This window comes from Providencia sp. wls1914 (assembly GCF_009706645.1).
Classification (GTDB): Bacteria; Pseudomonadota; Gammaproteobacteria; order Enterobacterales; family Enterobacteriaceae; genus Providencia; species Providencia zhijiangensis.
On record NZ_WLUN01000016.1, the window covers coordinates 1,186,776 to 1,198,737 of the forward strand.

6 protein-coding genes, 5 pseudogenes and 1 riboswitch are annotated in these 11,962 nt (G+C 43.8%); of the genes and pseudogenes, 2 read left to right on the top strand and 9 right to left on the bottom strand.

The genetic code is table 11. The features are described from left to right. Positions 1 to 34: 34 nt before the first annotated feature. The 5 genes and pseudogenes from GKR74_RS16345 to moaA all read right to left on the bottom strand — a co-directional run bounded on the left by GKR74_RS16345 (position 35) and on the right by moaA (position 3,079). Entirely contained in the window at positions 35 to 742 is a 708-nt protein-coding gene (locus GKR74_RS16345; protein ID WP_036949765.1) for a Bax inhibitor-1/YccA family protein, read from the bottom strand. A gap of 153 nt (positions 743 to 895) precedes the next feature. Then, positions 896 to 1,348 (bottom strand): molybdopterin synthase catalytic subunit MoaE, encoded by a 453-nt coding sequence (gene moaE, locus GKR74_RS16350; protein ID WP_154604377.1) that lies wholly within the window; start codon positions 1,346 to 1,348, stop codon positions 896 to 898. A 5-nt stretch (positions 1,349 to 1,353) separates the two neighbouring features. Continuing rightward, a pseudogene (gene moaD, locus GKR74_RS16355) lies at positions 1,354 to 1,596 on the bottom strand (molybdopterin synthase sulfur carrier subunit); the annotation flags it as partial. Continuing rightward, positions 1,557 to 2,072, bottom strand: a pseudogene (gene moaC / locus GKR74_RS16360) (cyclic pyranopterin monophosphate synthase MoaC). The pseudogenes moaC and moaD, both read right to left, overlap by 40 nt. 26 nt (positions 2,073 to 2,098) lie before the next feature. Then, on the bottom strand, positions 2,099 to 3,079 hold the full coding sequence (moaA, locus tag GKR74_RS16365; protein ID WP_154604380.1) for a GTP 3',8-cyclase MoaA: 981 nt from the start codon (positions 3,077 to 3,079) through the stop codon (positions 2,099 to 2,101). Then, positions 3,069 to 3,204, bottom strand: a riboswitch (molybdenum cofactor riboswitch). Its footprint overlaps the gene before it by 11 nt. 481 nt (positions 3,205 to 3,685) lie before the next feature. On the opposite strand from moaA, the gene GKR74_RS16370 reads away from it, so the two are divergent. Continuing rightward, positions 3,686 to 4,594 carry a gluconeogenesis factor YvcK family protein gene (locus GKR74_RS16370; protein WP_154604381.1) on the top strand — a complete coding sequence of 303 codons (909 nt, stop codon included), beginning with the start codon at positions 3,686 to 3,688 and terminating at the stop codon, positions 4,592 to 4,594. Positions 4,595 to 4,657: 63 nt separating this feature from the next. Here the strand turns inward: GKR74_RS16370 and pgtA are convergent, their stop codons facing one another. The 3 genes and pseudogenes from pgtA to GKR74_RS16385 all read right to left on the bottom strand — a co-directional run bounded on the left by pgtA (position 4,658) and on the right by GKR74_RS16385 (position 9,130). Next, a complete protein-coding gene (pgtA, locus tag GKR74_RS16375) occupies positions 4,658 to 5,905 on the bottom strand; it encodes a two-component system response regulator PgtA (protein ID WP_154604382.1) in 1,248 nt (415 codons plus the stop codon). Next, positions 5,862 to 7,904: pseudogene (pgtB, locus tag GKR74_RS16380) on the bottom strand (two-component system sensor histidine kinase PgtB). Before pgtB ends, pgtA begins: the two are co-directional and overlap by 44 nt. Continuing rightward, positions 7,889 to 9,130, bottom strand: a pseudogene (locus GKR74_RS16385) (ABC transporter substrate-binding protein). Before GKR74_RS16385 ends, pgtB begins: the two co-directional pseudogenes overlap by 16 nt. A 400-nt stretch (positions 9,131 to 9,530) precedes the next feature. Between GKR74_RS16385 and pgtP the strand changes: the two are divergent. Next, complete coding sequence (pgtP, locus tag GKR74_RS16390) at positions 9,531 to 10,910, top strand: phosphoglycerate transporter PgtP (protein ID WP_132494322.1); 1,380 nt, start codon at positions 9,531 to 9,533, stop codon at positions 10,908 to 10,910. A 91-nt stretch (positions 10,911 to 11,001) separates the two neighbouring features. Here pgtP and GKR74_RS16395 read toward each other — a convergent pair. Beyond that, a pseudogene (locus GKR74_RS16395) lies at positions 11,002 to 11,962 on the bottom strand (Rpn family recombination-promoting nuclease/putative transposase); the annotation flags it as partial.

An 11,962-nucleotide genomic window follows, 5' to 3' on the forward strand; every position in this document is an offset into this window, starting at 1 on the left:
GGGGTTTCATATTTTCAATCTGCTTGATTAGCAATTAACGGCGATCACCGAAAATACGCAGTAACATCAGGAACAGGTTGATGAAGTCTAAGTACAGAGATAACGCGCCCATAATGGAGTATTTACGCATATTTTCTCTGTCATCTTGGTTGATTTGCTCACCCATTTCTTTCAGTTTTTGAGTGTCATAGGCAGTTAATGCAGCAAACAGTAACACACCACCGTAAGTAATCACCCAGTACATCATGGAGCTTTGCAGCCAGATGTTAACTAGAGAAGCCACAACCAGACCAATCAGCGCCATAAACAGGAAGTTACCCATTCCTGTTAAGCTACGCTTAGTAGTGTAGCCGTAGAAGCTTAACGCACCAAACATAACTGCGGTAATGATGAACGTTCCAACAACAGACTCACCCGTATAAACCGCTAAAATAACGGAGATAGTTAAACCAGTCAGTAATGCGTATAGCATAAACATCCCAGTTGCAATCGCGCCGCTCATTTTAGGCAGTAAGAAAGACAGGCCCATCACTAAACCGAGTTCAGCGATGATCATTCCAAAGAACAGAACTTTGTTCGTTGCGATAGTGAAAAACAGACCGCTGCTTAAGGAATACCAAGCAACAAAAGCTGTCAGTAATAACCCGACGGTCATCCAACCGTAGACTTGCGACATAAATGCCTGAACACCAGTACTGGCATTCTGGACAAGAGAATCATTACGTTGATCAAATTGACCCATGATGGTTACCCTTCCATTTTAAGAAAAATCGACCCAGCAAAACCACCAACAGAGTAATCCTTACTGTGATCGGACAAATTTGTTCCAAAGTTTATCACAATATTTTGACATTACCATTCGGCTTATTCGCATTTTCCGCGTAACTATTTAAGACTACCAACGGTTTGCAGAGGCTTCATCACTCTCTTTGGCTTCCACCCAACGCTCATTATCAGGAAGAGACTCTTTTTTCCAGAATGGTGCTTTGGTTTTCAGGTAATCCATTATAAATTCAGCGGCTTGGAATGCGGCATTACGATGTGCGCTGGTCACACCCACGAATACAATCTCTTCACCGGGTTGTAAAGTACCGATACGGTGGATCACACTCACGCGTTGCAGCGGCCAGCGTTCGCGAGATTGCATCACAATGTCCGCTAAGGCTTTTTCTGTCATTCCGGGATAGTGTTCAAGAGTCAGCGCCGCTACGCTGTCCCCTAAATTATGATTACGAACTTTACCTGTGAATGTCACTACGGCGCCATCACTGTCACATTCAGCGAGCCACGTATACTGCTCGCCGACACTGAAATTCTCGGTTTGTACCGCAATATGGGTATTGTCCATGATCATCCCCCGGTAACTGGTGGGAAGAAAGCCACTTCATCACCCGCATTCAGGGGATGGTCAGCAGAAACAAACGATTGATTAACAGCAGCTAATAATTTGCCATCTTCCAAGGCCAGCGCCCAACGATCCCCTTTTTGTGCCAATGCTTGGCGCAAAGATTCTACTGTTGGGTACTGTGCCACTAACTCTAAGCGGTCAGTGCCAACTAACTCACGAACTTGAGCAAAAAAGAGGACAGTGATCATGCTTCCACCTTAAAATGACCGGACTTTCCGCCCGTTTTTTCTAATAAACGCACAGGACCAATAACCATATCTTTTTGTACCGCTTTGCACATGTCGTAGATAGTTAATGCCGCGACAGAAGCCGCCGTTAACGCTTCCATTTCGACGCCCGTTTTCCCTGTCAATCGGCAACAAGTTTCGATGCGCACACGGTTATGGGCTTGCTCAGCTTCAAGAATGACTTCCACTTTGGTCAGTAGTAAAGGATGGCACAGCGGGATCAACTGCCACGTATTTTTTGCCGCTTGGATCCCCGCGATACGTGCCGTCGCAAAAACATCCCCTTTATGGTGACTGCCATCCACAATCATGGCTAAAGTTTCTGGGTTCATCGTCACAAACGCTTCTGCGCGTGCTTCACGGACAGTTTCTGCTTTAGCTGATACATCAACCATGTGCGCCTCGCCCGACGCATTGAGGTGGGTCAGTTGGGACATAATTACTCCTGAAAATCAAAAAGTTATTAACCGCCGATAACGGAAAGATTCGGGGTGATCCCGCTGTCGCCTTGGTGAAGGAAATGGGTTTCTCGCTTAGACATTAACCCACTTTGGATACGTGCTTTTAGGGCTTCATTCTGGTTTTCATCACCCAGTAAATCACGCAGTGGAATGCCATTTTCACCAAATAAACACAAATGCAGATTGCCTAAAGAAGAGACCCTGAGACGGTTACAGCTTTGGCAAAAGTCCTTTTCGTACGGCATGATCAGCCCAATTTCCCCTTGGTAATCAGGGTGACTAAAGACTTGAGCTGGTCCATCGCTACGAGAACGTGGCTGCATATACCAGCCTTCTGCGATGAGGCGATCACGAACGGTTTCACCAGACACATGGTAACGTTGGAATAGGTTGCTGCCTTCCCCTGTTTCCATAAGTTCAATAAAACGCAGTTGAATTGGACGGTGTTTGATCCAATTGAGGAAAGATTTAAGAGCGATATCATTGACGTTTTTCATCAAGACCGCGTTGACTTTGACTTTTTCGAAGCCTGCATCAAATGCCGCATCGATCCCTTTCATGACTTGGAAAAATTTATCTTGCCCTGTGATCGCGGCAAATTGGCGAGGATCAAGGCTATCCACACTCACGTTCACGGCATTCAAACCTGCATCTCGCCATGCTTGTACATCACGCGCCATACGATAACCATTGGTTGTTACGGCAATTTTTTTGATGGAATTATTTTCTTTGATAGCGGCGATGATATCGGTGAAATCTTTACGCATCGTTGGCTCGCCGCCAGTGATACGGACTTTTTCAGTCCCTAACTCAGCAAAAGCGCGGCTCACTCGACGGATTTCATCAAGTGTCAGAAATTCATGGCGGCCACTCGGTTTGTAACCATCAGGCAGGCAATATGTGCAACGGAAGTTGCAAACATCAGTGATAGATAAACGAAGATAGTAAAATTTTCGGTCAAATTGATCGACAAGTTGCTGCATATTCACACCTTTCCAAATACGGGAGATGCAGACATTTCTATCTTGCACCCTGGTGACTCAAGGTCACGGCCAGAGCATCATATTCAGGAGAACTTAGACACAAAGGCTAGGAGTTTTATCTGGAACCCTGTGAGTTGATTAAGCCTAGAGAGTTAAGACGATCATCACTGGGTTCACTTATTTTCTGTAAGGATTTTAGCCCATTGCAGATGAAAAAGCGAATCCAAAAACGATATATAACTTAATATACAACGACTTACAGAAAATAGCCGCTAGATTCAGAAGTCCTTATTATTATGGATAATTTTTTGCTATTTCCATGTGATGACAAACGCCTATCTGTCAAAATCTCGTCAAAATGAGGTTAACTCTGTGCACATTGTTTGTTGTAGATCAGTTTTATCTCGTACTTTTATTCAGAACATAATCAAGAAATTTGTGATACCGATCGAGAATATTCTCTTTTATTGTTTTTTATCACAGCAAGTAAACTTCGAATCGTGTTTTATGATAGATTAGCGCCAATTTTGTTTTAGCACTGATTCTAGATTGATAATTTAGCTAGATTGACAGTTTAAATAGATTGATTGTTTAAATAGGAACACTATGCCAAACCGTAGTTTGACAAATCTTAATCACGTCGTCGCCCTTGGGGGTGGACATGGACTTGGTCGAGTGATGTCTTCTCTCTCATCTTTAGGCTCCCGTCTAACTGGCATTGTCACCACCACGGATAATGGTGGCTCTACAGGACGAATTCGTCGTTCTGAAGGAGGGATTGCTTGGGGTGATATGCGTAATTGCTTGAATCAGTTGATTACAGAGCCATCCATTGCCTCTAAGATGTTTGAATACCGATTTGCGGGAACAGGGGAATTATCAGGGCATAATCTCGGTAACCTAATGCTGAAATCCCTTGACCATTTAAGTGTTCGCCCACTTGAAGCCATCAATTTAATCCGCAATATGCTGAAAGTGGATGCACAATTAATCCCGATGTCTGAATCACCAGTAGACCTGATGGCTATTGATGATATGGGAAATGAAGTCTACGGTGAAGTTAACGTGGATGCTTTACAGGAGTTACCGCAAGAACTGCGTTTATACCCGCCCGTTAAAGCGACCACTGAAGCCCTTGATGCTATCCATCGTGCTGATTTGATTTTAATCGGCCCCGGTAGTTTTTTTACCAGCTTAATGCCCCTGTTATTACTCGATGATATCGCCTGCGCCCTGAAAGAGAGCCAAGCGCCGATGGTGTATATCGGTAATCTAGGCAAAGAAATCAGCACCTCCGCTGCCAGCCTTACACTTCCTGAAAAATTAGTGATGATGGAGCGTTATATTGGCCGCAAAAAAATCGATGCGGTGATTGTTGGACCGCGTACCGATGTCACGACAATCCGCCAAGAACGCAAAGTGACTCAGCGAGTATTAGAGGCGGATGATATTCCTTATCGCCATGATAGAAACTTACTGTTAAAAGCCATCGAAGAGACCATTCCCCTTCTGTAATTCACTGAAATTTCAAGTTGCAGGTCAATCCCTGCAACTTTCTCTCTATTTATCTCCAATAATTTATGTCCGATAATGGTGCTTATCTAATCCATACTTTTTCATGCGCAAATAGAGTTTTTTCCGCGGCATTTGCAGATATTCCGACACATCGTTAATTCGCCCTTGATGAATATTCAGCGCTTCAGTAATAATCTGCCGTTCATAATTTTCAATTTGTTGATCTAATGCCGTTGGCGCTACCGACGTTAATAACGGATTCGCCGTTTCCCCCATCGGCATAATGCCAACCGCATATAGCTCCGCTGCGTTGGCTAGCTCCGTTACATTTCCAGGCCAATGACGCCGACTCAATTTTTTGACAAAAGACTCATCCAGTTCAGGTAGTTTCTGATTCAATCGAGTACAAGCCAGCTCTAAATAATACTGGAACAAAACCGGAATATCCGCCTTACGCTGAGATAGTGGCAAGCAATTCACTTGGGTTAATGAGAAATAATAATAGAGTTCCGCAATGATTTGCTGCTGTTTAGTCAAAGTAAGCAGCGGCTGATCCGAAATCCCAATCAAGCGAAATCCCCGTTGGTCTTGTTGTAAATGCTGAACCAAATAACGCTGTTGATTTACAGGAAGTAACTCAATATTCTTAATCACCAATGTGCCTGAGTGAGCCTCAGAGACCCATGTTTCAACAGGCACTTCTTGCTCATTTAATAATGTTTTGATCACCAATGGCGCGTGCTGCGGTGTGCTAATTTGATGTAGATAGCGAGCTAAATAAGTGCGGCCGCTACCTAACTCTCCTTGTAAAAACACGGCGGCAAGAGTTTCCGATAACCCTTGAAGCTGCCCGCGAACTTGTAAAGACCATTCACTGCTCCCTACAAAATTGAGCATCAATTGGTTTTTACCCCACCGGCGCTGCAATACACGCTGTTTCCGTGCCGCCAACGCTTTGGCAACTTGCTCTAAAAGATATTCCGGGTTAATGGGTTTTTGTAGAAAATCCCATGCGCCCATTTTGACCGCTTCCACCGCCATTGGCACATCCCCATGCCCAGTGATCAATACCACAGGGAGATGTTTGTCTTTGGCGAGAAAGAGTGTCATTAGCTCAATGCCCGAACATTCCGGCATACACACATCACTAAGAACAATACCACACCAATCGCGGTGGACTAACTCTTTTGCTGTCAATGGGTTATCACACGCATGAACTCGGTACCCCGCTTGTTCGAGTAATAGACAATACGCTTCCAATACATCTTTATCATCATCAATCAGCAATATGTCATGGTTGTCATCAAGCATCTTCAAGTACCTTTTTAAATTCTAAAATTACACACCCATTTCCACGCAGTGTAGAAGCGATTCTTAACTCACCACCAATTTGTTGCATAATCGATTGGCTAATGGATAACCCAACACCCAGCCCAATCTCTTTACTTGTCGTAAAGGGTTTCATTAATGTATCCGCCAAATGCAGTGGCCAACCCGTTCCGTTATCGCACAAGGTCAACAACAAATTATCCGCGGTTTCGCTGTAATCAACGGTGATTTCTGCCTCTGTGGGGCTGGCATCAAGCGCGTTAGAGAGCAAGTTAACCAACACCTGCTGAATACCAATTTCATCCCCCAGCACCTTAGGCAATATATCTGGATAACTTAATATCACTTTGCGGGTTTTATGTTGAAGCTTCAGAACATCCCAAGCGCTTTGAATTGATTGGCGTAAATTCACAGGTTGTAATTGCTCATTATCATCACGTTTGCGAGCAAATTGGCGAAGTGAACGCACAATGCCATCCATTCGAGCCACAAGTTGCTCTGACTTATTTATCGCCATCAACGAGGTGTCATCATCTTGCTCTGGCAACCCTTTTTTCGCCATAAACAGGTGCATCGAGAGCGCATTTAGCGGTTGGTTAATTTCGTGAGCTAAGGTGGTCATCGTCTGCCCCACGACGGCGAGTTTTGCCGTTTGGATCAGCTCATTTTGCGTGGTTCTTAAGTTTTCTTCTATTGCCTTACGCTCTGCAATTTCTTGTTCTAACTGAATTTTCTGTTGATTAATTTGAGCAATACTGCGCTGTAACAGTGTGCCAATTCGTCCTAACTCATCGCGACCTTCGACAGGAATATGGGTCGTCAAATCCCCAATACTGATCCGAGCCACTGCCTGATTTAATGCGGTAAAGCGCTTGACCAAGCGAGGGCGAATAAACAGCATATTGAACAGTAATACCAACAGTAACGCCAACCCTGCGGTAATAATAATAATTGTGCCACTCCACGACATAATGTTCGCTAAACGCTGGTTTAGTGTTTGTAGCTGAAAGTGGCTACTCCCAAGTTGCAAATCAAGCTGAGAGCGAAAATCAGCCAAAATTCGCTCCTTTTCGGTTGTCGCTTCATTCAAGGCTCTTTTTGCTGTTTGATAATTTTGTAGGACTTCAAGCATTTGGTTATCAGAAAGGCCAATATCTAATAACTCATCGATGGTTTGACGCAGCGTTACTGAACTTGGGTATAAATTCAACGCCTCTTCATTGGCTGCCAAATTCGTTTTTAAATACCCTAAATAGCGGGCATAACCGCCAACATCGATGGGATCATCAAAAGCATTATCCCCTTGAATATCCTTCAAGCGTCCCGTCAAAATATTGGTGATCTGCTCTTCCAAACGCGCCAGTGTATAAATTAACTGCAACTCCCCTTGGACGTTACGTAACCGACTTTGTAGCCCTTTTGCTTGACGAGGATCTTGCTCAATTTTGTCCAGTAAAGAGCCTTGCTGCAGGCTGATATCTTGCGATAACGAGTTGAGCTCCGTACTAAAGTCGTCATGTAGCCAGTTGATCCGAGAAGAGAGCGTATTAATTTTTTCCCGTGCTAAAAACAAGGCATACAGCGCTTTATCCAGACGCTGCAAAAGATCCTGACTTTGCAACAAAATCAAGGAAATCTGCTGTTGATCCTCCCCATTTAATTGTTGGTTAAACGCGGCGATTTGCGCCAAATGTGCCGTGATCTGGTTGCGTAGTTGTAATCTTGTTGCTGTATTTGGCGCTTTTAAAAATTCGTTCAACTCATTAACTAAGGTATTTAGCTGTCCTTCAATCAAAAATGAAGCCTGCATTTTGGGAAAATAGTCCCCAAGTGCGTAGCGGATCTGCTTATTTTGCTCTTGCCATGCATACAAACTGACGCAGCTGACGATCAATGTCATCAATGCACCCGCGATAAATGCTCCACGTAAAATAGCCGTAATACTAAAGCGCCCCATCAATTTCACTATCGATGTTTTCATTTAATCGCTTCCAATACACTGATGGCTTGGCGCTGCTGCTCCTGAAAAAAATGCTGCCAGCGCATATATTCCTCTTCCGCTTTGCGATTATCTTCAAAGCGCGAATAGTAAGCAGGATCCTCACTTTCTTTCGCACTGACTGGCATCGCCGTCAGTAGTGCTCGAACTTCTGGTAAAGGATGTTTTAACTTAGCTTCCGCCATATACACCGCACGCCAAGCATCTTTCGATTCCGTTAAACGAAACGTGATCGCCGCATCAAACAGTTGCTGAACTAATCGTTGACGCTGTAATACCAAATGGACATCTAGCGGTTTAGGGGAATCTAATAGTTGGCTTTGCTGCGCTTTTCGAGGGTTATCATCCTCAAGAGGCGTAACTGGGTATTTTCCTGTGCTGCTGTCTGCAAACACTTGTTGCCCTTGTTCACTGAGTAAAAAATCAATCAGTTTTCGCGCTTTTTCTGGCGCTAAACTATGGCGAGTGATCGCAATAAATGTTGGAGATGTGGCTGAATCCGGCAGATAGTGAAACTCGAGTTCAGGGTCGGTTAATAGCACATTTGCATAGTTATCAATAATCGGTGCAGCCCCACCTAACCCCACTTTGATTTTATCGGCAACCCCAAAACTGCGGGATGAAACAGTCGCTAAATTCCCCGACATTCCCAGTAAAATACGCCATCCATCTTCCCATCCTCGCTGCTGTAATAGCGACTCAATCATTAAATGATAGGTATCAGAGCGAGATGGACTGCTTATCAGTAACGAGCCTTGATATTGGCTATTTGTCAGGTCATCCCATGTCTTTGGAATGGGTAATTTGTTTTGTTCCATCCATTTTCGGTTAGTCAAAATGCCATATCCAGAAAATGCCACCGCAGCAACGGAACCTTTTAAAGATTCAGGAATTAAGCGCTGGGAATACTCAGGAATATCCGGCAATGCACTCAACCGATTATGCTGCTGCAAATGGTGCATCAGCATCGGCGAGGAGGTCAGAATTAAATCGACATTTTCCAAAGCATCGGTATCTAACAAGCGCTCTAATGATGCACTGGTTCGGTTAATCGTGCGGATAGGCATCCCATCCTCTCGCGCATTCCAATTCGTGACTATCGCCTGTGTCGCTTCGGGTGAGAATGTTGTCGCTATCACCAACTCATCATTTTTCGCATGACTAATTCCCACGCTGTTTAGAAAGATAATAAAAAAACAGAGCTGCATTATCAGTGGACGAATTGGTGTTATTAGTCTCATAAGCGTAGTCATCCCCTGGGTAGATGTGATTCATATCAAAGAAAGTAACAATAGTGTGAGTTTGTCAAAAAGTGCATTTGAGACAAATTTTACCCTTTTCGGATTTATGGGCATACGACAAAACTTACCCGCTTTATTCTCATTGTTATGCGATTAAATCAACCCTTAGTTGTTCATTTTTTGAAATCCATTCCCGTTAATTTATGAATGGGTCAATTTGACTCGTCACTATACAAAATTGGGTCAATTTTGACCCAAACCCTTCATATTGCGATATTTTTTCAACAAGAACATGATGAGCCTGTCAGAAATAAAACGACAAAAAACATCAGGGAATTTCTTTTTACTCTATTTCACAGGTGAACCTATGCTGTCATTTTTAACGCCAGCCACGGCAAAAAAACAAATTGCACCAGAAAAAGTTCCTGCCGCCTATAAACGCTATCGTGTTCAAGCACTGCTCAGCGTTTTCTTAGGCTATTTGGCTTACTATATTGTTCGTAACAACTTCACGCTCTCTACCCCATATTTGAAAGAAAACTTAGATTTAAGTACGACTCAAATTGGTCTATTAACCAGCTGTATGCTGATTGCTTACGGGATCAGCAAAGGCGTGATGAGTAGCCTTGCCGATAAAGCTAGCCCAAAAGCATTTATGGCATTTGGTTTGATCCTCTGTGCCATCGTCAACTTCGGAATGGGGTTTAGTAACGCATTCTGGTTATTCGTTGGTTTTGTAGTGCTTAATGGTATGTTCCAAGGCATGGGTGTGGGTCCGTCATTTATCACCATTGCAAACTGGTTCCCGCGTCGTGAACGTGGTCGTATCGGTGCATTTTGGAATATTTCTCATAACGTGGGCGGTGGTATTGTTGCCCCAATCGTCGGTGCTGCTTTCGCTGTATTAGGCACTGAGCACTGGCAAAGTGCGAGTTACATGGTTCCCGCTTGTATTGCGATTTTATTTGCAGGGGTTGTGTTGGTATTAGGTAAAGGTTCCCCAAAACAAGAGGGTTTACCAGCGCTTGACCAAATGATGCCAGAAGAAAAAGTGATCCTGACTTCGGCGCAAAAAGAGCAATCACCAGAGAATATGAGCGCCTTCCAAATTTTCTGTACCTATGTGCTGAAAAACAAAAATGCGTGGTATATCTCTTTTGTTGATGTCTTTGTGTATATGGTGCGTTTCGGCGTGATCAGTTGGCTACCAATCTACCTGCTGACAGAGAAAAACTTCTCTAAAGATCAGATGAGCGTGGCATTTTTATTCTTCGAATGGGCAGCGATTCCATCCACTTTATTAGCGGGTTGGTTAACAGACAAACTGTTTAAAGGTCGTAGAATGCCGTTAGCTATTGTCTGTATGACACTGATTTTCTTCTGCCTCATCGGTTACTGGCAAAGCCAATCATTAGCTGTCGTCACCTTCTTTGCTGCAGTAGTTGGTTGCTTAATCTATGTGCCTCAGTTCTTAGCGTCAGTACAAACAATGGAAATCGTGCCAAGCTTCGCAGTTGGTTCAGCCGTCGGCCTACGTGGTTTTATGAGCTATATCCTTGGCGCAACTTTAGGTACTAGCTTATTTGGTTTCGTGGTTGACCGTATGGGCTGGCATGCCGGTTTCTATCTGCTCTTAGGGGGAATTGTTTGCTGCATTATCTTCTGTGTGCTGTCTCACTTAGGTGCATTAGAACTTGAGCGTAACCGTCAATCGGTAATAGCAAAAGGTCAATTAGCGAACGCGTAATCACGCTAAAAAATTTGACTAAAAATATGGCGGAGTTCGGCTTCTCACTGAACTCCGCCTTCTTTATGTCTCAATGAATGATGTATCAATGAATTGCTTCGATTTCTGTCGGGGATAAGCCTGTAATTTGACTAATGACCTCAATGTTTAAACCTAAACTTAAGCTGGTCAAAACTTGGGCATAAATACGTTGTTTGGCCTTCTCCTGCTCCTCTTGTCTAGCCTCTTCACGACCTTCTTGTCTGCCTTCTTCTCTGCCCTCTCTTCTTCCTTGCCTAAACCCTTTTTTTAACCCTTCAATTCTTAAACGATCGGCAATGGTCATAACGGTCTCCTGATATCCTTCGGTTTTTTCTATTAATGTTTTGACTATCTTCTTGTATGTCGGCGTATCCATCACACTAAACAGATAGTTGATGATTAAAATAACGTCATCACGGTGGTTTTCATTCTCATGGATCACCTGCGCTAAGCGCTTTGACAGCACCATAAGGTCATCTTTCACAGAAGCATGTTTGAGAACTAACTCCATCGCCGCGACTTTTCGGTGATTCACCAGTTCATCGTCACTTGCCACTGTCACATCCACTAAAGGCAATGGATTACAGTACAAACTATGAGCTAAATCAGACCACTCAAAGCAATCCGTCCATGATTGGGAATAGGGATAAGGGGATTGATTTCCATGATAAAACAGGATGGGAACCACCAGCGGCAAAGTTTGGTGCCCCTGCTGCAAATGCTGATTCATCGCGCAAAATGCGTAATGCATCAGCCGCCAACCCATCAGCTTATCGGGGGAAGATTGGTGCTCCACCAAGAAATAAAAATATCCCTTACCCTTGAGCGTTTGAACGGAATAGAGCATGTCCGAGAAACGAGAGCGCAATGTTTTATCCACAAATGAAGCGCTGGCTAACTTCAACGTATCAAAATTGCAAAGGTGTTTAATGCGATTAGGAAGATGGACTTCAAAAAAATCCCGCGCATTATCCACTTTGCTCATAAAGCCTTTAAAGGTTGAATCATGAGGAGCTACAATTGATTGGGTC

Coding starts and splice junctions, on each gene's coding strand:
- moaE (WP_154604377.1), bottom strand. CDS start 1,348: ATGGACAATACCCATATTGCGGTACAAACCGAGAATTTCAGTGTCGGC.
- GKR74_RS16345 (WP_036949765.1), bottom strand. CDS start 742: ATGGGTCAATTTGATCAACGTAATGATTCTCTTGTCCAGAATGCCAGT.
- moaA (WP_154604380.1), bottom strand. CDS start 3,079: ATGCAGCAACTTGTCGATCAATTTGACCGAAAATTTTACTATCTTCGT.
- pgtA (WP_154604382.1), bottom strand. CDS start 5,905: ATGCTTGATGACAACCATGACATATTGCTGATTGATGATGATAAAGAT.
- GKR74_RS16370 (WP_154604381.1), top strand. CDS start 3,686: ATGCCAAACCGTAGTTTGACAAATCTTAATCACGTCGTCGCCCTTGGG.
- pgtP (WP_132494322.1), top strand. CDS start 9,531: ATGCTGTCATTTTTAACGCCAGCCACGGCAAAAAAACAAATTGCACCA.